The organism is Kosakonia pseudosacchari, assembly GCF_900184035.1.
Classification (GTDB): Bacteria; Pseudomonadota; Gammaproteobacteria; order Enterobacterales; family Enterobacteriaceae; genus Kosakonia; species Kosakonia pseudosacchari.
Map to the genome: position 1 here is coordinate 30,784 of NZ_FXWP01000013.1, position 24,049 is coordinate 54,832.

20 protein-coding genes and 1 other annotated feature are annotated in these 24,049 nt (G+C 55.4%); of the genes, 12 read left to right on the forward strand and 8 right to left on the reverse strand.

From position 1 onward, the window contains the following. Nucleotides 1–112 precede the first annotated feature (112 nt). Together acrR and mscK are read left to right on the forward strand one after the other, a co-directional pair. On the forward strand, nucleotides 113–766 hold the full coding sequence (gene acrR / locus BN2591_RS10125) for a multidrug efflux transporter transcriptional repressor AcrR (RefSeq protein WP_086871139.1): 654 nt from the start codon (nucleotides 113–115) through the stop codon (nucleotides 764–766). 126 nt (nucleotides 767–892) lie between these two features. Further along, nucleotides 893–4,249: a mechanosensitive channel MscK gene (mscK, locus tag BN2591_RS10130; protein WP_086871141.1), complete on the forward strand. Its 3,357-nt coding sequence runs from the start codon at nucleotides 893–895 to the stop codon at nucleotides 4,247–4,249. Nucleotides 4,250–4,265: 16 nt separating this feature from the next. Here the strand turns inward: mscK and rsmS are convergent, their stop codons facing one another. Further along, nucleotides 4,266–4,421: a pleiotropic regulatory protein RsmS gene (rsmS, locus tag BN2591_RS10135; RefSeq protein WP_020456812.1), complete on the reverse strand. Its 156-nt coding sequence runs from the start codon at nucleotides 4,419–4,421 to the stop codon at nucleotides 4,266–4,268. Nucleotides 4,422–4,434: 13 nt separating this feature from the next. Next, complete coding sequence (gene priC, locus BN2591_RS10140) at nucleotides 4,435–4,962, reverse strand: primosomal replication protein N'' (RefSeq protein WP_086871143.1); 528 nt, start codon at nucleotides 4,960–4,962, stop codon at nucleotides 4,435–4,437. A 68-nt stretch (nucleotides 4,963–5,030) separates the two neighbouring features. Here priC and BN2591_RS10145 point away from each other — a divergent pair, with 68 nt between their 5' ends. The 9 genes from BN2591_RS10145 (at nucleotide 5,031) to BN2591_RS10185 (ending at nucleotide 14,504) form a co-directional block, all read left to right on the forward strand. Continuing rightward, a complete protein-coding gene (locus BN2591_RS10145) occupies nucleotides 5,031–5,408 on the forward strand; it encodes a DUF454 family protein (RefSeq protein ID WP_086871145.1) in 378 nt (125 codons plus the stop codon). A gap of 152 nt (nucleotides 5,409–5,560) precedes the next feature. Beyond that, nucleotides 5,561–6,112, forward strand: a complete 552-nt coding sequence (apt, locus tag BN2591_RS10150; protein ID WP_017459999.1) for an adenine phosphoribosyltransferase — start codon at nucleotides 5,561–5,563, stop codon at nucleotides 6,110–6,112. 121 nt (nucleotides 6,113–6,233) lie between these two features. After that, nucleotides 6,234–8,171 (forward strand): DNA polymerase III subunit gamma/tau, encoded by a 1,938-nt coding sequence (dnaX, locus tag BN2591_RS10155; protein WP_086871147.1) that lies wholly within the window; start codon nucleotides 6,234–6,236, stop codon nucleotides 8,169–8,171. Then, nucleotides 7,504–7,568 (forward strand) — a sequence feature (DnaX frameshifting element). It overlaps the preceding gene by 65 nt. Before the next feature lie 81 nt (nucleotides 8,172–8,252). Then, a complete protein-coding gene (locus BN2591_RS10160; protein ID WP_007373594.1) occupies nucleotides 8,253–8,582 on the forward strand; it encodes a YbaB/EbfC family nucleoid-associated protein in 330 nt (109 codons plus the stop codon). Beyond that, entirely contained in the window at nucleotides 8,582–9,187 is a 606-nt protein-coding gene (recR, locus tag BN2591_RS10165) for a recombination mediator RecR (protein WP_017460002.1), read from the forward strand. Before BN2591_RS10160 ends, recR begins: the two co-directional genes overlap by 1 nt. A 108-nt stretch (nucleotides 9,188–9,295) precedes the next feature. After that, entirely contained in the window at nucleotides 9,296–11,170 is a 1,875-nt protein-coding gene (gene htpG / locus BN2591_RS10170) for a molecular chaperone HtpG (protein WP_086871149.1), read from the forward strand. A 234-nt stretch (nucleotides 11,171–11,404) separates the two neighbouring features. Continuing rightward, entirely contained in the window at nucleotides 11,405–12,049 is a 645-nt protein-coding gene (gene adk, locus BN2591_RS10175; protein WP_086871151.1) for an adenylate kinase, read from the forward strand. 124 nt (nucleotides 12,050–12,173) lie between these two features. Further along, complete coding sequence (hemH, locus tag BN2591_RS10180) at nucleotides 12,174–13,136, forward strand: ferrochelatase (RefSeq protein WP_086871154.1); 963 nt, start codon at nucleotides 12,174–12,176, stop codon at nucleotides 13,134–13,136. Nucleotides 13,137–13,199: 63 nt separating this feature from the next. After that, nucleotides 13,200–14,504, forward strand: coding sequence for an inosine/guanosine kinase (locus tag BN2591_RS10185; RefSeq protein ID WP_086871156.1), 1,305 nt, complete (start codon nucleotides 13,200–13,202; stop codon nucleotides 14,502–14,504). Nucleotides 14,505–14,582: 78 nt separating this feature from the next. Here BN2591_RS10185 and ybaL read toward each other — a convergent pair whose 3' ends face one another. Next, nucleotides 14,583–16,259, reverse strand: coding sequence for a YbaL family putative K(+) efflux transporter (ybaL, locus tag BN2591_RS10190; protein ID WP_086871157.1), 1,677 nt, complete (start codon nucleotides 16,257–16,259; stop codon nucleotides 14,583–14,585). A 229-nt stretch (nucleotides 16,260–16,488) separates the two neighbouring features. Further along, entirely contained in the window at nucleotides 16,489–17,688 is a 1,200-nt protein-coding gene (locus BN2591_RS10195) for an MFS transporter (protein WP_086871159.1), read from the reverse strand. Between the two features lie 170 nt (nucleotides 17,689–17,858). On the opposite strand from BN2591_RS10195, the gene ushA reads away from it, so the two are divergent. Beyond that, a complete protein-coding gene (gene ushA, locus BN2591_RS10200) occupies nucleotides 17,859–19,511 on the forward strand; it encodes a bifunctional UDP-sugar hydrolase/5'-nucleotidase UshA (RefSeq protein ID WP_086871161.1) in 1,653 nt (550 codons plus the stop codon). A 15-nt stretch (nucleotides 19,512–19,526) separates the two neighbouring features. Here the strand turns inward: ushA and ybaK are convergent, their stop codons facing one another. The 4 genes from ybaK to BN2591_RS10220 form a co-directional block, all read right to left on the reverse strand. Continuing rightward, complete coding sequence (gene ybaK, locus BN2591_RS10205) at nucleotides 19,527–20,006, reverse strand: Cys-tRNA(Pro)/Cys-tRNA(Cys) deacylase YbaK (RefSeq protein ID WP_045509145.1); 480 nt, start codon at nucleotides 20,004–20,006, stop codon at nucleotides 19,527–19,529. Nucleotides 20,007–20,085: 79 nt separating this feature from the next. Continuing rightward, on the reverse strand, nucleotides 20,086–20,895 hold the full coding sequence (locus BN2591_RS10210; RefSeq protein ID WP_086871163.1) for a TraB/GumN family protein: 810 nt from the start codon (nucleotides 20,893–20,895) through the stop codon (nucleotides 20,086–20,088). An 86-nt stretch (nucleotides 20,896–20,981) separates the two neighbouring features. After that, nucleotides 20,982–23,480, reverse strand: a complete 2,499-nt coding sequence (gene copA, locus BN2591_RS10215) for a copper-exporting P-type ATPase CopA (RefSeq protein ID WP_086871165.1) — start codon at nucleotides 23,478–23,480, stop codon at nucleotides 20,982–20,984. 164 nt (nucleotides 23,481–23,644) lie between these two features. Then, nucleotides 23,645–23,941 (reverse strand): TM2 domain-containing protein, encoded by a 297-nt coding sequence (locus tag BN2591_RS10220; protein WP_086871167.1) that lies wholly within the window; start codon nucleotides 23,939–23,941, stop codon nucleotides 23,645–23,647. Nucleotides 23,942–24,049 lie beyond the last annotated feature (108 nt).

A 24,049-nucleotide genomic window follows, 5' to 3' on the forward strand; every position in this document is an offset into this window, starting at 1 on the left:
GATCAATGGATCAATGGCCCAAAAACCCATTGCTGCGTTTATATTATGGTCGTGCTATGGTACAAACATTCACAAATGTATGTAAATCTGACTCCTGTAAATTCACCAACATATGGCACGAAAAACCAAACAACAGGCGCTGGAGACTCGTCAGCACATTCTTGATGTCGCCATGCGTCTATTTTCGCAAAATGGCGTTTCTGCAACGTCGCTGGCTGAAATTGCGCAGGCGGCAGGCGTGACTCGCGGCGCGATTTACTGGCACTTCAAAAACAAGTCGGATTTGTTCAGTGAAATATGGGAGCTATCAGAGTCCAGTATTAGCGATCTTGAGACTGAGTATCGGGCAAAATTCCCCGGCGATCCACTCTCTGTATTAAGAGAAATATTGGTTTATATCCTTGAAGCAACAGTTGTTGAAGAACGGCGTCGCTTAATGATGGAGATCATTTTTCACAAATGTGAGTTTGTCGGTGAAATGGCGATTGTGCAAGAAGCGCAGCGGAATTTGTGTCTCGAAAGCTATGATCGAATCGAGCTTACACTTCGCGAATGTATGCAGGCAAAATTGCTGCCGGACAATCTACTGACCCGCCGCGTTGCCGTGCTTATTCGTGCCTATATTTCAGGAATTATGGAAAACTGGCTTTTTGCCCCGCAATCTTTTGATCTCAAAAAAGAAGCGCGTGATTACGTTTCTATCCTGCTGGAGATGTGCCAGCTCTGTCCGACGCTGCGCGCTGAGCCGCACGCGCTCAACGCATAAACTGCAAGCCGCCAGGATTTCTCCTGGAGGCTTCTCACATTGCTAGGTTGTTGCATAACAGCGTGATATTCTTGCGCGCGTGGCTATTCCGGCCGCCTTCCCGAACAGAAAACGATCGCTCAAATTATGTTGCACAACTATCGCACGCGAAACACGTTCGCCGCTTTTGCCGCCGCATTGTTTCTTGTCTTTATTTGCCTCGCGAGTAACATCGCCCGGGCGCAGACAACCAACGATTTGCCTTCCCGCACCGACGTGCAAAACCAGCTTGACGCGCTGAATAAGCAAAAAGAGCACTCCGCGCAGGACAAACTGGTTATCCAGGATTTAACAGAGACGCTGGACACGCTCGACAAAATTGACCGGGTCAAGCAAGAAACCGCGCTGCTCAAGCAGAAAGTTGCACAAGCGCCAGACAAACTGCGCCAGGCAACGGATGCGCTCAACGCGCTGAATGATAAAGACAACGACGACGAGACGCGTAAAACGCTGGCCTCGCTCTCCCTGCGACAGCTGGAATCCCGCGTGTCGCAACTGCTGGAAGATCTGCAAACCGCGCAAAACGACTTATCCAATTACAACAGCCAACTGGTGTCATTACAGACTCAGCCGGAGCGCGTGCAGAATTCTATGTACTCCGCTTCGCAGCAACTGCAGCAAATTCGCAACCGTCTGAACGGCACTGCGGCGGGCGAGGGCGCGCTACGTCCTTCGCAGCAAAACCTGTTGCTGGTACAGCAGGCATTGCTCAATGCACAGATCGAACAGCTGCGCAAAAGCCTGGAAGGCAACACGGTATTGCAAGATACGCTGCAGAAGCAGCGTGATTACGTGACTGCGAACAGTAACCGTCTTGAGCATCAGCTCCAGTTATTGCAAGAAGCGGTAAACAGCAAGCGCCTGACGCTAACTGAAAAAACCGCACAAGAAGCGGTCACGCCGGACGAAACGGCGCGCATCCAGGCGAACCCGCTGGTAAAACAAGAGCTGGATATTAACCATCAACTGAGCCAGAAATTGATTGCCGCGACAGAGAGCGGTAACGCGCTGGTGCAGCAGAACATCAAGGTGAAAAACTGGCTCGATCGTGCGTTGCAGTCTGAGCGCAATATAAAAGAACAGATTTCCGTATTGAAAGGCAGCTTGCTGTTGTCGCGTATTCTCTACCAGCAACAGCAGACCTTACCGTCGGCGGATGAACTGGAAGATATGACCAACCGCATTGCGGATCTGCGTCTTGAGCAGTTCGACATCAACCAGCAGCGTGACGCTTTGTTCCAGAGCGATAACTTTGTCGCCAAACTGGAAGAGGGGCACCAGACCGAGGTTAACGACGAAGTCCATGACGCGCTGTTGCAAGTGGTGGATATGCGCCGCGAACTGCTCGATCAATTGAACAAGCAGCTTGGCAACCAGCTCATGATGGCTATCAACTTGCAGGTGAATCAGCAGCAATTGATGAGCGTGTCGAAAAGCTTGCAAGAGATCCTGACCCAGCAAATCTTCTGGGTGAACAGCAATAAGCCGATGGACTGGGAGTGGTTCAAATCTTTCCCGAAAGCGCTACGCGACCAGATTAAAAGCACCAAAATCACCGTTAACTGGGAAAAAGCCTGGCCAGCGGTGGCGATTGCTTTCCTGGCTGGTTTGCCATTATTGCTGATTGCCGGGCTGATCCGCTGGCGTTTGCGCTGGCTGAAAAGCTACCAGGCAAAACTTGCCGCCCAGGTCGGGCAATTGCGTAGCGACAGCCAGCTGCATACGCCGAAAGCGATTTTTATCGATCTTATTCGTGCCCTGCCGGTCTGTTTGCTGATCCTTGCGGTCGGCCTGATCCTGCTTACCATGCAGCTAAATATTAGCGAGCTGTTGTGGGCATTCAGTAAAAAACTGGCGCTGTTCTGGCTGGTATTTGGCCTGTGCTGGAAAGTGCTGGAAAAAGACGGCGTGGCGGTCAGCCACTTCAATATGCCTGCACAGCTCACCAGTCACTGGCGTCGGCAGATTGTTCGCATCAGTCTGGCATTACTGCCGTTGCATTTCTGGTCGGTGGTATCAGAACTCTCCCCGCTGCATCTGATGGATGATGTGATCGGGCAGTTTGTTATTCTCATTAACTTGCTGGTGATCACCGCGCTGGTGTGGCCGATGTTCCGCGAAAGCTGGCATGATAAAGAGTCGCACAGCATACGTCTGGTGACGGTCACCGTGCTGGCGATTGTGCCGATTGCCTTAATGGTGCTGACGGCGACGGGTTATTTCTACACCACGCTGCGCCTCTCCGGGCGCTGGATTGAAACGGTTTACCTGGTCATTATCTGGAACTTGCTTTACCAGACGGTACTTCGTGGCTTAAGCGTCGCGGCACGTCGTATTGCCTACCGCCGTGCGCTGGCGCGTCGGCAGAACATGGTGAAAGAGGGCGCGGAAGGGGCTGAACCGCAAGAAGAGCCGACCATTGCGCTGGAGCAGGTTAACCAACAAACCCTGCGTATCACCATGTTAGTAATGGTGGCGCTGTTTGGCGTGGTGTTCTGGGCGATTTGGTCTGATTTGATCACCGTTTTCGCCTACCTCGACAGCATCACCTTGTGGCATTACAACGGCACTGAAGCTGGCGCGGCGGTGACGAAAAGCGTGACGCTTGGCAGCTTGCTGTTTGCGGTGATTGTCTTTGTGGTGGCATGGGCGCTGATCCGCAACTTACCGGGCTTGCTGGAAGTATTGATCCTCTCGCGGCTGAATATGCGCCAGGGCTCGTCCTATGCCGTTACCACGATCCTTAACTACGTCATCATTGCCGTTGGCGCGTTAACCGTGTTTGGCTCGCTTGGCGTCTCGTGGGACAAACTGCAATGGCTCGCCGCCGCGTTGTCGGTTGGTCTGGGGTTCGGCTTACAGGAAATTTTCGGTAACTTTGTTTCCGGCCTGATTATTCTGTTTGAACGCCCGGTGCGCATAGGCGATACAGTAACCATTGGCACTTTCTCCGGTACGGTCAGCAAAATCCGTATCCGTGCCACTACCATTACCGATTTTGACCGCAAAGAGGTCATCATCCCCAATAAAGCGTTCGTTACCGAGCGCCTGATTAACTGGTCATTGTCCGATACCATTACCCGCGTGGTGATCCGTATAGGCGTGGCGTATGGTTCAGATCTCGACAAGGTGAAAAAAGTGTTGCTGAAAGCGGCGATGGAGCATCCAAAAGTGATGCACGATCCGGAACCTGCTGTCTTCTTCACTACCTTTGGCGCCAGTACGCTGGATCACGAGCTGCGTCTGTATGTGCGTGAACTGCGCGATCGCAGCTATACGGTGGATGAGCTTAACCGCACCATCGACAAGCTGTGTCGTGAGAACGATATTGATATCGCCTTCAATCAGCTGGAAGTGCATCTGCGTAATGATAAAGGTGATGAGCTGACCGAAGTGAAGCGTGAGCTAAAAGGTGACGATCCGACACCGTCGGTCGCACAGTAAAAATGTGCCCCCTCTCTTACGGGAGAGGGGCTGCCAGTTGTTTGTTTTCAAAATCTTTTTTAACAATCTCCAGCGCCTTGAGCACCAGTTCAGGCGCGATATCATGCTGCTCCAGCAACATAATCAAATCCACCGCCAGCTTGACTTCATCCGGGGCATTTTCCAGTGACATTCTCTCTCCTGGGTTAACGGGTTAAGCGCGTCAGCACGCCTTCGATCTTCTCCAGCGCATGCCGACAACGGGTGAGCCTGTCGGAAAACGCTTCAACTTCCTTCTGCAATTGTTGCTGTTCAACAAGCGTTGTGACCGAGTGCAAACGCTGTTCGCGTGCTTGTTTCATTGCCAGCAGCCGACGCTCATATTCCTGATGCTTCAGGCGCCTACGCTGCCAGCGTGCGATGCCCGGCGACGCGTGATCCCACTCGCGTAATGACCAGACGGCGCTTTCACGCGTCAACGCCGCGATTTGCGCGGTCAAATGCTCCGCCAGCCAGATCACTTGTTCTAGCCGCTCATGTTCAACCGCGTGGCGTAGCGCCGCCATATTCGCTATGCTTTCATCAAGATAAGATTGCATTCGCGTACTGCGGGTTTGAAAAAGATGCCTGTCAAAACGGGCGCTAACCGTGGCGTGTTGCGCCAGCGGTGCGACCTGCTGGCGTAGCGTCGCGAGTTGTTGTTCCAGCCTCTGTAAAAGCACGGCGCTTTTCACGCGTCTTCCCCCTGTAAATCACCCTGACTGTGCTACATTAGCCGCTCATCCTGATAACGATTCGCATTATGCAACGCACTATTTTAATCATCACAGGCTGGTTGGCGGTAGCCCTTGGTACGCTCGGCGTGGTGTTGCCGCTGCTCCCGACAACCCCTTTTATACTGCTGGCGGCATGGTGCTTCGCCCGCTCTTCGCCGCGTTTTCACCAGTGGCTGCTCTACCGCTCCTGGTTTGGCAGCTATCTACGCCACTGGCAGCAGTACCGCGCGATGCCGCCGGGGGCGAAGCCGCGTGCGGTTGCGGTCATCCTGGTTACGTTCGCCATTTCATTATATTTCGTGAACATGCTATGGGTTCGAATTTTGTTACTGGTCATCCTGGCCTGTCTGCTTTTCTTTATGTGGCGCATCCCGGTGATTGACGCAAAGCAACAAAAACCATAAAGCGCAGCGAAGGCAGTTGCAATTGTGGCAGAGTGTCAGTAAATTCGAGCGTTTTCGAGCACGGGTGCGGCTGATTAAATGTTAATCAGAGGTTACATCAGGCCTTCAACGCGCGTACCGTGAGTAATACCGTTTCTATCAGGCAAAAATCCATGACAGCGACTGCGCAGCAGCTTGAATTTCTTAAAAACAGCATCAAAAGCATTCAGGATTACCCGAAACCGGGCATCCTGTTCCGTGATGTCACCAGTTTGCTGGAAGACCCGAAAGCGTATGCTCTCAGCATCGAACTGCTGGTTGAGCGTTATAAAAACGCCGGGATCACCAAAGTTGTCGGTACCGAAGCGCGCGGCTTCCTGTTTGGCGCGCCGGTTGCACTCGGTCTGGGCGTCGGTTTTGTACCGGTGCGTAAACCGCGTAAACTGCCGCGCGAAACCATCGCCGAAAGCTATGAACTGGAGTACGGCACCGATCAGTTAGAGATCCACGTTGATGCGATCCAGCCCGGCGATAAAGTGCTGGTGGTGGACGACCTGCTGGCGACTGGCGGCACCATTGAGGCGACGGTAAAACTGATTCGTCGTCTGGGTGGTGAAGTGACCGACGCCGCATTTATCATTAATTTGTTCGACCTCGGCGGCGAGCAGCGCCTGCAAAAACAGGGCATTACCAGCTACAGCCTGGTGCCGTTCCCGGGCCATTAATCGCGCTGTTTACGCCAATTACCTCCATTCCTCACGCCTGAGGGATGGAGTGTATTCACAACCTGGCTGTGTTAGCATTATCCCTTCGTAAATCCACCTTCCAGCGTTTCAGAGCCTGCCAATGAGTTATCAGGTCTTAGCCCGAAAATGGCGACCACAAACTTTTGCTGACGTCGTCGGCCAGGAGCATGTGCTGACTGCACTGGCGAACGGCTTATCCTCAGGACGCATCCATCATGCGTATCTGTTTTCTGGCACCCGTGGTGTCGGAAAAACCTCTATTGCCCGCTTGCTGGCGAAGGGGCTTAACTGCGAAACCGGCATCACCGCCACACCGTGCGGCGTCTGTGATAACTGCCGCGAAATCGAGCAGGGCCGCTTTGTAGATTTAATAGAAATTGACGCCGCCTCGCGCACCAAAGTGGAAGATACGCGCGATCTGCTGGACAACGTACAGTACGCCCCGGCGCGCGGGCGTTTCAAAGTTTATCTCATCGATGAGGTACATATGCTCTCGCGTCACAGCTTTAACGCGCTGTTAAAGACGCTGGAAGAGCCGCCCGAGCATGTCAAATTCCTGCTGGCGACCACCGACCCGCAAAAACTGCCGGTGACCATCCTCTCCCGCTGCTTGCAGTTTCATCTTAAAGCGCTGGATGTCGACCAGATCCGTAACCAGCTCGAACATATTCTCGATGACGAGAAGATCGAACACGACTCCCGCGCGCTGCAACTGCTGGCGCGCGCCGCCGACGGCAGCCTGCGTGATGCGCTGAGCCTGACCGATCAGGCAATCGCCAGCGGCAACGGCCTGCTGTCTGCTGACGTGGTCAGTTCAATGCTCGGCACGCTGAATGACGACCAGGCGCTGTCGCTGGTTGAAGCGGTCGTCGCCGCCAATGGCGAACGCGCAATGGCGCTGGTGAACGATGCGGCCTCACGCGGCGTCGAGTGGGATGCGTTGCTGCTGGAAATGCAAACGTTACTGCACCGCATCGCGATGGTTCAGCTCACGCCTGCAGCGCTTGGCAGCGATATGGCGCCCGTTGAACACCGTTTGCGCGAGCTGGCCCGTACGGTGCCGCCCGCCGATGTGCAGCTCTATTACCAGACGCTGCTGATTGGCCGCAAAGAGCTGCCGTTCGCGCCGGACAGGCGTATGGGCGTCGAGATGACGCTGCTGCGCGCGCTGGCTTTCCACCCGCGGATGCCGCTGGTCGCGCCGGAAGCACCCCAACAATCTTTTGCTCCCGTGGCACCCACGGCAGTCGTCGCGCCGCAGCAGGTTGTGCCTGCGCAGCAAATGCCTTCGCAGATGCCGCCACCGCAAGATGTGCCGATGCCCGATGCGACCAGCCAGGTGCTGGCAGCACGCAGACAACTGCAACGCGCCCAGGGAGCAGACAAAGCAAAAAAGAGTGAACCGGCAGCCGCAACCCGCGCGCGGCCGGTGAGTAACGCCGCGCTGGAACGACTGGCTTCGGTGACCGAGCGCGTGCAATCGCGTCCGGCTCCGTCGGCGCTCGAACAGGCTCCGGCTAAAAAAGAGGCCTACCGCTGGAAAGCGACAACGGTCGTGGAAACGGTAAAAGAAGTTGTCGCCACGCCAAAAGCGTTGAAAAAAGCGCTGGAGCATGAAAAAACGCCGGAACTGGCGAAAAAACTGGCGGAAGAGGCGATAGAACGCGACGCCTGGGCAAAAGAGGTCAGCCAGCTCAAATTACCGAAACTGGTCGAACAGGTGGCATTGAACGCCTGGAAAGAGCAGGACGGCGAACGGATATGCCTGCATTTGCGTAGCTCTCAGCGCCATCTAAACTCGCAGGGCGCGTTGAAAACGCTGGGTGAGGCGCTGAGTGAATTACACGGCGCGGCGGTTGAACTGACTATCATTGAAGATGATAATCCGGCAGTGCGTACGCCGCTGGAGTGGCGCCAGGCAATCTATGAGGAGAAGCTCGCGCAGGCGCGCGAGTCGATCATTGCGGATACCAACATCCAGACGCTGCAACGTTTTTTCGATGCGGATCTGGACGAAGAGAGTATTCGCCCCCTTTGACGGGCAGCTGCGGCTACCCGTTTTCAACCCTGAATGTGACTTATCACTCTGGTCAGTCACCACAGCTAAAGAGAGAAGCCTATGTTTGGAAAAGGCGGTCTGGGTAACCTGATGAAGCAGGCCCAGCAGATGCAAGAAAAAATGCAGAAAATGCAGGAAGAGATCGCGCAGCTGGAAGTGACCGGCGAATCGGGCGCGGGTCTGGTAAAAGTGACCATCAACGGCGCGCACAACTGCCGTCGCGTGGAGATCGATCCGAGCCTGCTGGAAGATGACAAAGAGATGCTGGAAGATCTGGTTGCCGCTGCTTTTAACGATGCCGCTCGCCGCATTGACGAAACGCAGAAAGAGAAAATGGCCTCTGTCTCTTCCGGTATGTCTCTGCCGCCAGGCTTTAAGATGCCGTTCTGATGCAGACCAGCCCGCTGTTAACGCAGCTTATGGAAGCACTGCGCTGCTTGCCGGGCGTTGGCCCGAAATCGGCGCAGCGTATGGCGTTTACGCTGTTGCAGCGCGATCGCAGCGGCGGCATGCGGCTGGCACAGGCGCTCACTCGGGCGATGTCGGAAATCGGCCACTGCGCCGATTGCCGCACGTTCACCGAGCAGGAAGTCTGCAACATTTGCAGCAACCCGCGCCGCCAGGAAAACGGTCAAATCTGTGTGGTGGAAAGCCCGGCAGATATCTACGCCATTGAGCAGACCGGGCAGTTCTCCGGTCGTTACTTTGTGCTGATGGGGCATCTGTCTCCGCTCGACGGTATCGGCCCGGACGACATTGGCCTTGACCGGCTGGAGCAGCGTCTGGCGTCCGAGAAAATCCAGGAACTGATCCTCGCCACCAACCCGACGGTGGAAGGCGAAGCGACCGCTAACTATATTGCTGAGCTTTGCGCGCAGTATGGTGTGGAAGCCAGCCGTATCGCCCACGGCGTGCCGGTGGGCGGTGAGCTGGAAATGGTTGACGGGACGACGCTGTCGCACTCGCTGGCCGGCCGCCACAAGATTCGTTTTTAACCAAACGGAGGCAGAAATTTTTGCCTCCGCTTGAAATTTCCTGCCAATATCCCCACTTCTCCCTCAACGCATTTTTACCTTGTAAATGGCATTGTTGAGGTTTTCCCAATGAAAGGACAAGAAACTCGCGGTTTTCAGTCTGAAGTGAAACAGCTTCTGCACTTGATGATTCATTCTCTTTATTCGAACAAAGAAATCTTCCTGCGTGAGCTTATCTCCAACGCCTCGGATGCGGCGGATAAACTGCGTTTCCGCGCACTGTCCAAACCGGAACTGTACGAAGGCGATGGCGATCTGCATGTGCGCGTCTCCTTTGATAAAGAGAAGCGTACGCTGACCATCGCTGATAACGGCATTGGTATGACGCGCGATGAAGTGATCGACCACCTGGGGACGATTGCAAAATCGGGTACCAAGGCGTTTCTGGAATCAATGGGGTCCGATCAGGCGAAAGACAGCCAACTGATTGGTCAGTTCGGCGTCGGTTTCTATTCGGCATTCATCGTTGCCGATAAAGTGACCGTGCGCACTCGCGCGGCGGGTGAAAGCGCTGAAAATGGCGTGTTCTGGGAATCCGAAGGCGCGGGCGAATACACCGTTGCCGATATCACCAAAGCCGATCGCGGTACTGAAATCATCCTGCACCTGCGTGAAGGGGAAGATGATTTCCTCAACGACTGGCGCGTACGCTCGATCATCAGCAAATATTCCGACCATATCGCCCTGCCAGTAGAGATCGAAAAACAGGAAGAGAAAGACGGCGAAACCGTGGTTTCCTGGGAAAAGATCAACAAAGCGCAGGCACTGTGGACGCGTAACAAAGCGGAAATCAAAGACGACGAATACAACGAGTTCTACAAACATATCTCCCACGACTTTACCGATCCGCTGATCTGGAGCCACAACCGCGTGGAAGGTAAACAGGAGTACACCAGCCTGCTTTACATTCCGTCGCAGGCGCCGTGGGATATGTGGAACCGCGATCATAAACATGGCCTGAAACTCTACGTTCAGCGCGTGTTTATCATGGACGAAGCCGAACAGTTCATGCCGAACTACCTGCGCTTTGTGCGCGGCCTGGTCGATTCTAACGACCTGCCGCTCAACGTTTCGCGTGAAATCCTGCAGGACAGCAGCGTCACGCGCAGCCTGCGCACCGCGCTGACCAAACGCGTGCTGCAAATGCTGGAAAAACTGGCGAAAGATGACGCGGAAAAATACCAGACCTTCTGGCAACAGTTTGGCCTGGTGCTGAAAGAGGGCGCGGGCGAAGACCACGCGAACCTGGAAACCATCGCCAAACTGCTGCGCTTTGCCTCCACGCACAACGACTCCTCCGCGCAAACTGTATCGCTGGAAGAGTATGTGTCGCGCATGAAAGAAGGGCAGGAAAAGATCTACTTCATCACCGCCGACAGCTACGCCGCGGCGAAGAGCAGCCCGCATCTGGAGTTGCTGCGTAAGAAAGGCATCGAAGTGCTGTTGCTTTCCGATCGCATTGACGAGTGGATGATGAGCTACCTGACCGAGTTCGACGGCAAGCCGTTCCAGTCTGTTGCCAAAGCTGACGCTTCGCTGGACAAACTGGCAGACGAAGTGGATGAAAGCGCAAAAGAAGCTGAAAAGGCGCTGGAACCGTTCGTTGAGCGCGTGAAATCCTTCCTCGGTGAGCGTGTGAAAGAGGTGCGTCTGACTCACCGTCTGACCGACACGCCAGCCGTGGTAGTGACTGATGCCGACGAGATGAGCACCCAGATGGCGAAACTGTTCGCTGCGGCGGGCCAGAATGCGCCGGAAGTGAAATACATTTTCGAACTCAACCCGGATCACGCCCTGGTGAAACGCGCGGCTGACACGCAGGACGAAAATCAGTTTAACGAATGGGTCGAATTGTTGCTGGATCAGGCGTTGTTCGCCGAACGCGGTACGCTGGAAGATCCGAACCAGTTTATTCGCCGAATGAACCAGTTGCTGGTGTCATAAGCAGACATCATCGATCAATTAGGGAGGCCTCAGGCCTCCCTTTTTTATCTCTGTATCGCCGCATTTCCGGCTTGCCGATGTTACCGGGCACTTTCCTCTTTGACTCTCGTATCCCCTAAGAAAACGTATCATTAACCGTTTCAGCCGATCCCGCTTCCTTGAGCGCTGGTCGTTCTGGTGGTATCTTTTAGCGCTTTTTGAAAAATTGAACCAACATTTGAGGGGATTTTCGCAATGCGTATTATTCTGCTTGGCGCTCCGGGCGCGGGTAAAGGAACTCAGGCTCAGTTCATCATGGAGAAATACGGTATTCCGCAAATCTCTACCGGTGACATGCTGCGCGCCGCTGTTAAATCTGGCAGCGAACTGGGCAAACAGGCTAAAGACATCATGGACGCGGGCAAGCTGGTCACTGACGAGCTGGTTATCGCGCTGGTGAAAGAGCGTATTGCCCAGGAGGATTGCCGCAACGGTTTCCTGCTGGACGGTTTCCCGCGCACCATTCCGCAAGCAGACGCGATGAAAGAAGCCGGCATCACTGTTGATTTCGTGCTTGAGTTCGACGTGCCGGACGAGCTGATCGTCGATCGCATTATCGGCCGCCGCGTTCACGCTGCTTCCGGTCGCGTTTACCACGTCAAATTCAATCCGCCTAAAGTAGAAGGCAAAGACGACGTGACCGGCGAAGAGCTGACCACGCGTAAAGACGATCAGGAAGAGACCGTGCGTAAACGCCTGGTGGAATACCATCAGATGACCGCGCCGCTGATCGGCTACTACCAGAAAGAAGCGCAGGCGGGTAACACCCAATACGCTAAAGTCGACGGCACCAAAGCTGTTGCTGATGTACGCGCAGAGCTGGAAAAAATCCTCGGCTAATCGCGCCCGCTCACCCGGAATCTCCGGGTGAGAATTTTTCTCATCTTACCTATCACAGCAATGGGTTTCGTTTAACCGCTTTTACGCTACAATTACCAACCATTCAAAAGGTTAAGAGGCGTGAATGAGTCAGGCGAAAACCGGCATCCTGCTTGCCAATCTGGGCACTCCCGATGCTCCTACTCCCGGGGCAGTGAAACGCTATCTGCGGCAATTTTTAAGTGATAAACGCGTGGTCGACACGCCGCGTTTATTGTGGTGGCCGCTACTGCGCGGCGTGATCCTGCCCATTCGTTCTCCCCGCGTCGCCAAACTCTATCAATCTGTCTGGATGGATGAAGGCTCGCCGTTAATGGTTTACAGCCGCAGGCAGCAGCGAGCGCTGGCGGCGCGTTTGCCGGACGTGCCGGTGGTGCTTGGCATGAGTTACGGTTCGCCGTCGCTGGAAAGCGCGGTCGATGAACTGCTGGCGCATGAAGTCGAGCATATTGTGGTGCTGTCGCTCTACCCGCAATACTCTTGTTCCACCGTTGCCGCCGTGTGGGACGAGCTGGCGCGCATTCTGGCGAAAAAGCGCCATATTCCGGGCATCTCGTTTATTCGCGACTACGCCGACAACGCGGATTACATCACGGCGCTCGCCAACAGCGTGCGTGCCTCGTTTGCGCAGCATGGCGAGCCGGATTTACTGCTGCTCTCTTACCACGGTATTCCCCAGCGTTATGCGGCAGAAGGGGATGATTACCCGCAGCGCTGTCGCGATACGACGCGCGAGCTGGTTTCCGCGCTCGATTTACCACCGGAAAAAGTGATGATGACGTTCCAGTCACGCTTTGGCCGCGAGCCGTGGTTAACGCCTTACACGGATGAAACGCTGAAGATGCTCGGTGAGAAAGGTGTGAAGCATATTCAAGTGATGTCGCCGGGTTTTGCCGCCGACTGCCTGGAAACGCTGGAAGAGATCGCCGTGCAAAACCGCGAATTCTTTCTTGAGGCTGGTGGCGAAAAATATGAGTACATTCCGGCGCTTAATGATTCTCCTGAACATATTGAGATGATGGTCAATCTGACGGCCAAATATCGCTGATCGCGGCGCGGGCTGAGAGTGTGTTAACATTCTCAGCCCGAATGTATAGCGCTTATTACAATCATGAAATTTCCCGGTAAACGTAAATCCAAACACTATTTCCCCGTTAATGCCCGCGACCCGCTATTACAGCAAATTCAGCCCGAGAGCGAATCCGGTACGTGTTGGGTTGTCGGTATCGATCAGACGCTGGTGGATATCGAGGCGAAAGTGGATGATGCGTTTATTACCCGTTACGGCCTCAGTGCTGGTCATTCGCTGGTGATCGCCGACGATATCGCCGAAGCGCTCTATCAGGAACTGGTCAGTAACGATTTGATCACCCACCAGTTCGCGGGTGGCACTATTGGCAACACCATGCACAACTACTCGGTGCTGGCGGATGACCGCTCGGTGCTGCTTGGCGTGATGTGCGACAACGTGAAAATCGGCAGTTATGCCTATCGCTACCTGTGTAACACCTCCAGCCGTACCGATCTCAACTACTTGCAAGGCGTGGATGGCGCGATTGGTCGCTGTTTCACGCTGATTAGCGACAGCGGTGAGCGCACCTTCGCCATCAGCCCTGGCCATATGAACCAGTTGCGCCCGGAGAACATCCCGGAAGCGGTCATCGCCGGGGCGTCCGCGCTGGTGCTTTCCTCTTACCTGGTGCGCTGCAATCCCGGCGAGCCGATGCCGGAAGCGACCATGCAGGCGGTAGCCTATGCCAAAAAACACAACGTGCCGGTGGTGCTGACTCTCGGTACCAAATATGTGATTGCCGATAACCCGCAGTGGTGGCGCGATTTCCTCAAAGAGAATGTTTCGATTCTGGCAATGAATGAAGAGGAAGGCCACGCGCTGACCGGCGAAAGCGATCCGCTGCTGGCGGCCGATAAAGCGCTGGATTGGGTGGATCTCGTCCTGTGCACCGCAGGCCCAATTGGTCTGTATATGGCCGGTTTCACCGAAGAGGAAGCGAAGCGTAAAACGCAGCATCCGCTGCTGCCGGGTGCGATTGCCGAATTCAACCAGTACGAGTTCAGCCGTGCGCTGCGCCACAAAGATTGTGAACATCCGCTGCGCATTTACTCGCACATTGCGCCGTACATGGGCGGGCCGGAAAAAATCATGAATACCAACGGCGCGGGCGATGGCGCGCTGGCGGCGTTGCTGCATGACATCACCGCCAACAACTATCACCGCACCAACGTGCCGAACTCCAGCAAGCACAAATTCAACTGGTTGACGTACTCTTCGCTGGCGCAGGTGTGCAAATATGCTAACCGCGTCAGTTACCAGGTGCTGAACCAGCACTCACCGCGTTTAACGCGTGGTCTGCCAGAGCGTGAAGATAGCCTTGAAGAGGCGTACTGGGAACGGTGAGGTGAGTGCCCGACGAAGCCGGGCAGACAAGCCGATGAGACAAGGCCGGGGCAGCGTAAGCACTCCGGCCTTTTTTGATTAGCCCGTTACCGCTTCTTCAACCTGCGGTTTTCCCAGCAGTGTCAGCATGGTATTGGCGATTTCCCGCTCGCCCATAACAACCTGATTCGCGCCACGTTCGGTGATGTAATCCACTTCATCGTCGTAGTGCGCGCGGGCGATAATTTCAATATTCGGGCACTTCTCACGCGCGGTGGCGACAATCTCCCCGGCTTCGTAACCGTTCGGAATAGTGAGTAACAACCAGCGGGCGCAATCGAGATGCGCCAGATTCATGATCTCTTCGTTCGCCGCATTGCCCAGCACCGCCCGTATACCGCGCTCACGCAGTTCATCCACGCGAGTACGTGAAGTTTCAATCACCACCAGTGGGATGCCCTGCGCCATCAGCTTTTCACCCAGCAGGCTGCCGACGCGGCCAAAGCCCACCAGCAGCGCGTGGTTGCAGATATCCACCGGGATCTGTTTCTCCTCTTCGATGGCCTCTTCCAGCGTTTGCTCTTCCAGCGTCTCGGTTTTGTCGAGGTATTTTTCCAGCAGGGTAAACAGCACCGGGTTGAGCATAATCGACAGGATAGCGCCCGCCAGTACCAGATTTTGTCCGGCCTGCGGCAGCAGGTTCAGCGACATGCCGAGGCCCGCCAGAATAAAGGCGAACTCACCGATCTGCGCAAGGCTTGCGGCGATGGTCAGCGCGGTGCGCGGCGAGTGGCCAAACATGCGCACCAGCAGGAACGCGGCGACAGATTTACCAAAGATGATGATCGCCAGCGTAGCAAGCACCGCCAGCGGCTGCTCAATGAGTACCAGCGGATCAAACAGCATACCGACGGAGACAAAGAACAGCACCGCAAACGCGTCGCGCAGCGGCAGCGTATCGTGCGCCGCACGGTGACTCAGCTCGGATTCGTTCAGCACCATCCCGGCGAAGAACGCACCCAGCGCAAACGAAACATCAAACAGCTCCACCGCGCCAAAAGCGATACCGAGCGCCAGCGCCAGTACGGAGAGCGTAAACAGCTCGCGTGAACCGGTCGCCGCGCTGCGCGCCATGATCCACGGCACCAGGCGGCGGCCAACCAGCATCATGATGGCGATAAAGGCCACCACTTTACCGATGGTGATGCCCATATCCACCGCCAGCGACGCCAGACCGACATCGCCTTTTTCCACCATTCCGGCGACGGCGGGCAGCAACACCAGCGTTAGCACCATCACCAGATCTTCCACAATCAGCCAGCCGATGGCGATTTGCCCGCGCTGGCTGTCGATAAGCTGTCGCTCCTCAAGCGCGCGCAGCAGCACCACGGTACTGGCGGTGGAGAGGCAAAGCCCAAAGACGATGCCGGTCATCAGGGACCAATCCAGCATTGCGGAAAGCGCCATACCCAGCAGCGTCGCAACAGCAATCTGCGCGATCGCACCGGGAATGGCGATGGACTTTACCGCCATCAGATCCTTCAAAGAGAAATGCAGCCCAACACCGAACATCAGCAAAATCACGCCCAGCTCCGCAAGCTCAGGCGCGAGTTGGGTATCGGCGACAAAACCCGGCGTAAACGGCCCGGACAATACACCCGCTAACAGGTAGCCCACCAGTGGCGAAATACGCAGTTTATTGGCAAGCATGCCGAGGATAAAAGCGAGCACAAGGCCGCCGACAATGGTGGTGATAAGCGGTGTGGCGTGATGCATTCCGTCTCCTTTCGTTGATGCGTGGATCCCGCGGTTAAAAACCGACAACTGCGTTACAGTTTATGACAATTTTCGCTACTATGTTTATGAATAATTGTTGAATTATGAAGAAAACAGCAATTTAGCTGAAAAAAGATAGCCAGCGGGGTATCCGTAACAGAAATCACGCGCCAGGCGCAGGCAGGCAAGAGAAAGCAGCGGCCAAAGTATGACTTTGGCCGTGAGGAAATCAGTGTTGCGGGCGGTTATCGGGCAGGAATATGGTCAGGATCCCGAGTAATGGCAGGAAAGCACATATTTTATAGACCAATTCGATACTGGTATGATCGGCAACCAGCCCTAATACTGCTGCGCCAAGGCCACCCATCCCGAAAGCAAAACCAAAAAACAGCCCGGAAACCATGCCGATACGACCGGGTAATAGCTCCTGCGCATAGACCAGAATGGCTGAAAAGGCGGAGGCGAGCACAAAACCAATAATCACCGTTAAAATCCCGGTCCAGAAGAGCGTGGCGTAGGGTAAAAGTAGGGTAAACGGCGCGACGCCGAGGATAGAGCCCCAAATCACATATTTTCTCCCTATCTTATCGCCCAGTGGCCCGCCAATGACCGTACCTGCCGCGACCGCGAACAGGAAGATAAACAGATGCATCTGAGCGTTTTGCACCGGCAAATCAAACTTTTGCATTAAATAAAAGGTGAAATAGCTACTAATGCTCGCCATATAGAAGTATTTCGAGAAAATCAGGATCAGCAGCACGCAAACCGCCAGCACCACTTTGTTGCGCGGCAGCGGATTGATCACGGCAACGGGTTTTTTACCTTTATTCACCCGGTGTTGAGCGGCGTACCAGCGGCTTACCTGCATCAGCACAATAATCGCCAGCAGGGCAGCCAGCACAAACCAGGCAACATTGCCTTTGCCGTAAGGCGCGATGATCACCGCCGCCAGCAATGGCCCAAGCGAGGCACCAAAGTTGCCGCCGACCTGAAAGATGGATTGCGCCAGCCCGTGACGTCCGCCAGACGCCATACGCGCCACGCGGGACGATTCCGGGTGGAAAACCGATGACCCCGTTCCCACCAGCGCGGCAGCAATCAGCACGGTGGTAAAATTCCCCGCCATTGCCAGCAGTACCAGCCCGCTTAAGGTGAAACACATGCCAACAGGTAGCGACCACGGCATTGGGTGTTTATCGGTTAAATAACCAACCACCGGCTGGAGCAGCGAGGAGGCGACCTGGAAGGTCAGCGTGATAAAGCCAATCTGCACAAACGACAGGGAAAAATCGGCCTGCAGTAGCGGATAAATCGCCAGCAACAGAGACTGAATCATATCGTTAAGCAGATGCGAGAGGCTGATAGCGCCAAGAATACCGAACGAGGTGCGCGCAGCAGGCGATGTCTGCGACGTTTCACTGATTGCCATAAATACCACGTATGTTGTCAGAAGAGGTTAAGGATACAGCACGGTAATGATTCTCTGATTACCATACCTTTGCCGAAAGTTTGAAGGAAGTTGCGATTCTGAATAGATATTTGTCTATTATTTGCAGGCGCTGTAATTTCTCAGTTTATCAATGGGTCAGGGAGGGAAGCATGAGATTGTTAAAGAAGAGCATTACGCTGGGGCTGCTGGCGGCGATGGGGTTAGCAAGCTGGCAGGTACAGGCTTACGAGCAGGATAAAACCTATAACATCACCATCCTGCATACCAACGATCATCACGGTCATTTCTGGCGCAGCGATTACGGCGAATATGGTTTATCGGCGCAGAAAACGCTGGTTGATGGCATTCGCAAAGAGGTGGCGGCCGAAGGCGGTAGCGTGTTGCTGCTTTCCGGCGGTGATATCAACACCGGGGTGCCGGAATCGGATTTACAGGATGCCGAACCCGATTTTCGCGGCATGAACCTGATTGGCTACGATGCGATGGCCGTGGGCAACCATGAGTTCGACAACCCGCTCAGCGTGCTGCGCCAGCAGGAAAAATGGGCTAAGTTCCCGTTCCTTTCCGCCAACATTTACCAGAAAAGCACCGGCGAGCGCCTCTTTAAGCCGTGGATGATATTCAATCGCCAGGGGCTGAAAATTGCCGTTATCGGGTTAACCACCGACGACACGGCAAAAATCGGCAACCCGGAGTTTTTCACCGATATCGAATTCCGTAAACCGGCCGATGAAGCGAAGCTGGTGATTTCTGAGCTGAACCAGAACGAAAAACCGGATGTGATTCTGGCGACAACGCACATGGGGCATTACGACAACGGTGAGCACGGCTCGAATGCGCCAGGCGATGTTGAGATGGCGCGCAGCCTGCCAAAAGGGGCGCTGGCAATGATTGTGGGTGGTCACTCACAAGATCCGGTCTGCATGGCGTCTGAAAATAAAAAACAGGTCGATTATGTGCCAGGCACGCCGTGCGCGCCGGATCAGCAAAACGGCATCTGGATTGTGCAGGCGCATGAGTGGGGCAAATATGTCGGACGCGCGGATTTCCAGTTCCGTAACGGCGAGATGAAACTGGTGCGTTACCAGTTGATTCCGGTCAACCTGAAGAAGAAAGTCACCTACGACAACGGCAAAAGTGAGCGCGTACTCTACACCCCGGAAATTGCCGAAAACCCGCAGATGCTCTCCCTGTTAACGCCGTTCCAGAACAAAGGCAAAGCGCAGTTAGAGGTGAAAATCGGTAACGCGAATGGTCACCTGGAGGGCGATCGCAGCAAAGTGCGTTTCGTGCAAACCAACCTCGCGCATGTCATCCTCGCCGCGCAAATGGCGCGTACCGGCGCGGATCTGGCGGTGATGAGCGGCGGCGGCGTGCGTGACTCTATCGAGGCGGGTGACATCACCTACAAAGATGTGCTGAAAGTGCAACCGTTCGGCAATACGGTGGTGTATGTGAATCTGACCGGGAAAGAGCTGACGGATTACCTCACCGCGGTGGCGCAGATGAAGCCGGATTCCGGCGCGTATCCGCAGTTTGCCAACGTCAGTTTTGTGGCGAAAGGCGGCAAGCTAAATGATCTGAAAATCAAAGGGGAACCGGTCGATCCGGTGAAAAGCTACCGTCTGGCGACGCTCAGTTTTAACGCCACCGGCGGGGATGGCTATCCGCGTCTGGATAATAAAGCAGGCTACGTGAATACCGGCTTTATTGACGCTGAAGTGCTGAAAGAGTACATCCAGAAAAACTCACCGCTGGATGTGAATGCTTACGAACCCAAAGGGGAGGTGAGCTGGCAGTAGCCAGCTCCTCATCCGTCAATCGCGGCGGGCGATATCGGCAAACTTCGCATCCAGCATTTTTGCCAGATCGCTCGCCGCCAGTTCAATATCCAGCCCGCGTTTACCGCCGGAAACATAAATGGAAGCGAAATCTTGCGCGGGAGCATCAATCAGCGTCGGCAGACGTTTTTTCTGCCCCAACGGGCTGATGCCGCCCACCAGATAACCGGTGGTGCGCTGGGCGACCAGCGGATCGGCCATATCGACTTTTTTCGCGCCAAGCGCTTTGGCAACTTTCTTCAGATCCAGTTGCCCGGCAACCGGCGTGACCGCAACGGCAAGATGTTTCATATCGCCATTGATCGCCACCAGCAGCGTTTTATAGACCTGGTCGGCGTTCAGCCCCAGCTTACGCACCACTTCATCACCAAAGTTGGTTTCATTGGGATCGTGATCGTAAGTGTGAACCTGAAAGGGAACCTTGTTTTTTTCGAGTAACTTCACGGCGGGTGTCATAATAATCCTTCTTACCACGGTCATCTCACGGCGCTTAGCATACGCCTGCTCGCGTGCGCGAAAATAGTACCATCTTGCGCTATTGCGCCGCTCTTTCGCGCAGCAACGCCGGTAAATTCCCCTCGCCATACAGATGCAAAGCACCTGCTGCCACAACATAGCGCCCTGGCGGCAGCGCAAATAAACGCTCGCACCACGCCTGGTTGCGCTGGTGCATCAAAACATCATGCAGCGGCTGGCTGAAGGTGGACGGCAGCATCAGTTCATCTTCCGTAGGCGGGTTTTCCAGCCACCAGCTCATCATCACCTGTAATAAACGCGCATTTTCGTGCCAGTGAGTCAGGGTATCCTGCAGCAGTTCATTTCCTTCGTCCGGCAATCTGCGCAGGATATCCAGCTGGCTGCTGGTACCTTCCAGCTCCATCACTTTCACCTGATATTGCTGTGCTGCCTGTAACAACTGATAGTCGATGCCGTACTCCGGGCGCAGCCCCAGCCGTTGTGCCTGCGTGGCTTGTAGCACCAGCGCGATATGCCAGGCGGGTCGCTGGTCGAATTCATCTCTGTGAAGCGACAGGGTTTGCAGCGTGCTGTCGAGCTGGGCAAGAAGTTCCGGGGGAAGGCGCTGTTCAAGCGGTTCGGCCGGCGGCAGGTTGTCGAACGGTGAGTCCGAACCGGCGATATCCGCTTCCACAATGAGCGCGTCAGCATCGCGCAGTTTTTGCAGTAGCTGCGCCGGGAGCGGCGACATGCCGTAGGTGCCCATGTGAATACTGCCCACCAGGTGCAGATGTTGGCCGCCGGGCAAATCCACATCCAGTGCTGGCCAGCGGTAATGCGGCACACGAAGCGCAAGAAAAAAGGTTTTCAATCGTTGAAACAGGCTCATACGCGCTTCCTGAGTGAAAAATCTCATGCTAGCGCGCACGGCCAGAAGGTGCAAACCCCGCCGGATAAACGGCGGGGGTGTGGCATTTACTGATGGGGTTTAAAGCGCAATAACCGGTTGGCGTTGCTGACCACGGTAATGGACGAGAGCGCCATTGCCGCGCCTGCGACCACCGGGTTGAGCAATGTACCGGTCAGCGGCCAGAGGATGCCTGCGGCAATCGGGATACCCAGCGAGTTGTAGACAAACGCGCCGAGCAGGTTCTGTTTCATGTTGCGTAGCGTCGCTTTCGAAATCGCCAGTGCATCGGCCACACCCAGCAGGCTGTGGCGCATCAGCGTGATAGCCGCGGTTTCAATTGCCACATCGCTGCCACCGCCCATCGCGATACCCACATCCGCCTGCGCCAGCGCGGGCGCGTCGTTAATCCCGTCGCCAACCATCGCCACCTGGCGACCCTGCTGTTGCAGGTTTTTGATCGCCTCGGCTTTGCCATCTGGCAGCACGCCAGCGATCACCTCATCAATACCGGCCTCTTTGGCGATGGCGTTGGCGGTGGTGGGGTTGTCACCGGTCAGCATCACCAGGCGGTAGCCTTCACGGTGCAGACGTTGCAGCGCATCGATGCTGTCTTCGCGTAACGGATCGCGGATTGCCAACAGCGCCACAGCTTTCCCGTCGACCGCCAGCAGTACCGGCGTGGCGCCCAGGCTTGCCTGCGCATTAAGCTCATCGTCAAGCGCGCGGGTATCCACATTTTGTTCAGCCAGCAGCGCCTGGTTACCAAGCAGCACACTGTGCCCGTCAATCTCACCGCTCACGCCCAGCCCGCGCAGTGTACGGAACTGATTGACCACCGGCAGCGTATCCGCGCCTGCTTTTTCAATGATCGCCCGCGCCAGCGGATGGCTGGAACCTTGCTCCAGTGCCGCCGCCAGGCGCAGCGCCGTCGCGTCGTCGATATCCTGTGTTTTCACGCTCACCACTTCGGGTTTGCCGCGCGTCAGGGTGCCGGTTTTATCAAACACAATAGTGTCGAGCGTGCTGGCGCGTTGCAGCGCATCAGCATCGCGAACCAGCACGCCAAACTCCGCCGCGCGACCAACACCGGAGATAATCGACATCGGCGTTGCCAGCCCCAGTGCGCAAGGGCAGGCGATAATCAGCACCGTGGTAGCGATAACCAGCGTATAGACAATTTGCGGCGCAGGGCCGAAGAAATACCAGATAGCGCCGCTGAACAGGGCGATAGCGACCACCACGGGCACAAATACGGCGGAAATGCGATCGGCAAGCTGGCCGATCTCCGGCTTACTGCTTTGCGCCTGGCGCACCATGCGAATAATGCGCGACAGCGTCGTGTGGCTGCCGACGGCGCTGGCGGTAAACAGCACGCTGCCGTCCTGCACTACCGTCCCGGCATGAATGCTCTCGCCGGTGCTTTTCTCCTGCGGCACCGGTTCGCCGGTAAGCATGGCTTCATCAAACCAGGCTTCGCCCTGGCTGATTTCCCCGTCTACCGGCACACGATCGCCCGTTGTCAGGCGCAGCGTCATGCCAGGTTGCACGTCCGCCAGCGGTACGTTTTTCTCGCCGTCGGCGGTCACCACGCGTGCAGTGGGCGGGGTTAAATCTAATAACCGCTCAAGCGCTTTAGACGAACGCTGGCGCGCGCGGGCTTCCAGCATGTGACCGAGGTTAATCAAACCGATGATCATCGCGCTGGCTTCGTAATAAAGGTGTCGCGCCTCCATCGGGAACCACTGCGGCCAGATATTGACGCTCATAGAGTAGAGCCAGGCCGCGCCCGTACCCAGCGCGACCAGCGTATCCATGGTCGCCGTGCCGTTACGCAGGCTTTTCCAGGCGCTGGTGTAAAAATGGCCGCCCGCTACGATCATGACCGCTAACGTGACAACACCGAGCGCGAGCCACAGCGTACGGTTGGTGTCGGTGACCATCATGTTATCGCCGAGCATGCCCCACATCATGATCGGTATGCCAACCAGCAGCGCGACAATCGCCTGCCAGCGAAAGCGTTTCATGGTGGCGAGCGCGGTTTCCTGCTGGCGTTCGCGGCGCTTGATGTCATCTTCAATGGCTTCAGCGCCGTAGCCTGCGTTCTCTACGGCGCTGACTAATTCAGCGGCGGGGGCACTGCCCATCACCAGCGCGGTGCGCTCCGCCAGGTTGACCCGTGCCTGCGTAACGCCCGGTACGGCCTGTAAGGCTTTTTGCACCCGGGAGACACAACTGGCGCAGCTCATGCCGTTGATCAACAGTTGTTGGCTGTCATCAAGCTCGCTGGCTGCCGGAAGCTCAGGTGTGGCCGCTGTCAGTGCTTCCGACGGGAGTGATGACTCTGCCAGCGGTTTAGCCTTTGGGTGGCTTAAGCTCGCACCGTATCCGGCTTCTTTGATGGTTTCGATCAACGCGTCAGCGCTGGCGCTGCCGGTAACTTCCGCACGTTCAATGGTGACGTCTGCCTGTTCAACATCCGGGCGTTTTTCCAGGCTCTCTTTGACGCGTTTTACGCAATGGCCGCAGGAAAGGCCATCCAGGTCTAGCGCTATGGTATGAGACATATTCAATCTCCTTGGTTGGGGGGCTTCAATAGTGACTGTGTAGAAGCTTAAACCTTCCATCAAGGGGAAGGTCAAGGTTTTATCATCACAAAGAAATGACAGGTGTTTCATAAACAACAAACCCCGCACAAGGCGGGGTTTGCTTATTACCGGCGGGGTAAAACTCAACCGTATTTACGGGCAAATTCCTGATCGGAGTTGCACAGATAAATAATAAATTCGATGAAAGAGACGATTGCCGGAATAAAGGTCCAGCAAAACAGAAGATAGAGGATCCCCTGTACTGGTTTTCCTAAATAAAATTTATGCGCGCCAAATCCGCCTAAAAAGAAGGCGAACAGCGCAGCAGAAATTCGGCTTTTCTTCCCGGCGGTGTTTTGAGGCGCGCCGCACTGCGGGCAAGCCACCGCTTCTTTATGTATTTGCTTTCCGCAACCACGGCAAAACGCCATATCACTCATAAACACTCCTGTGTGTAAATCATTTATCATTATTAGAAACAACCGGCCACATGTTATAGCGAAGCGGCAAGGTGGGTAAATAAAAAACCATTAACAATATGGATATAT

Coding starts and splice junctions, on each gene's coding strand:
- recR (WP_017460002.1), top strand. CDS start 8,582: ATGCAGACCAGCCCGCTGTTAACGCAGCTTATGGAAGCACTGCGCTGC.
- dnaX (WP_086871147.1), top strand. CDS start 6,234: ATGAGTTATCAGGTCTTAGCCCGAAAATGGCGACCACAAACTTTTGCT.
- BN2591_RS10210 (WP_086871163.1), bottom strand. CDS start 20,895: ATGAGCCTGTTTCAACGATTGAAAACCTTTTTTCTTGCGCTTCGTGTG.
- ybaK (WP_045509145.1), bottom strand. CDS start 20,006: ATGACACCCGCCGTGAAGTTACTCGAAAAAAACAAGGTTCCCTTTCAG.
- hemH (WP_086871154.1), top strand. CDS start 12,174: ATGAGTCAGGCGAAAACCGGCATCCTGCTTGCCAATCTGGGCACTCCC.
- htpG (WP_086871149.1), top strand. CDS start 9,296: ATGAAAGGACAAGAAACTCGCGGTTTTCAGTCTGAAGTGAAACAGCTT.
- ybaL (WP_086871157.1), bottom strand. CDS start 16,259: ATGCATCACGCCACACCGCTTATCACCACCATTGTCGGCGGCCTTGTG.
- mscK (WP_086871141.1), top strand. CDS start 893: ATGTTGCACAACTATCGCACGCGAAACACGTTCGCCGCTTTTGCCGCC.
- adk (WP_086871151.1), top strand. CDS start 11,405: ATGCGTATTATTCTGCTTGGCGCTCCGGGCGCGGGTAAAGGAACTCAG.
- BN2591_RS10160 (WP_007373594.1), top strand. CDS start 8,253: ATGTTTGGAAAAGGCGGTCTGGGTAACCTGATGAAGCAGGCCCAGCAG.
- apt (WP_017459999.1), top strand. CDS start 5,561: ATGACAGCGACTGCGCAGCAGCTTGAATTTCTTAAAAACAGCATCAAA.
- rsmS (WP_020456812.1), bottom strand. CDS start 4,421: ATGTCACTGGAAAATGCCCCGGATGAAGTCAAGCTGGCGGTGGATTTG.
- BN2591_RS10145 (WP_086871145.1), top strand. CDS start 5,031: ATGCAACGCACTATTTTAATCATCACAGGCTGGTTGGCGGTAGCCCTT.
- copA (WP_086871165.1), bottom strand. CDS start 23,480: ATGTCTCATACCATAGCGCTAGACCTGGATGGCCTTTCCTGCGGCCAT.
- ushA (WP_086871161.1), top strand. CDS start 17,859: ATGAGATTGTTAAAGAAGAGCATTACGCTGGGGCTGCTGGCGGCGATG.
- acrR (WP_086871139.1), top strand. CDS start 113: ATGGCACGAAAAACCAAACAACAGGCGCTGGAGACTCGTCAGCACATT.
- BN2591_RS10185 (WP_086871156.1), top strand. CDS start 13,200: ATGAAATTTCCCGGTAAACGTAAATCCAAACACTATTTCCCCGTTAAT.
- BN2591_RS10220 (WP_086871167.1), bottom strand. CDS start 23,941: ATGAGTGATATGGCGTTTTGCCGTGGTTGCGGAAAGCAAATACATAAA.
- BN2591_RS10195 (WP_086871159.1), bottom strand. CDS start 17,688: ATGGCAATCAGTGAAACGTCGCAGACATCGCCTGCTGCGCGCACCTCG.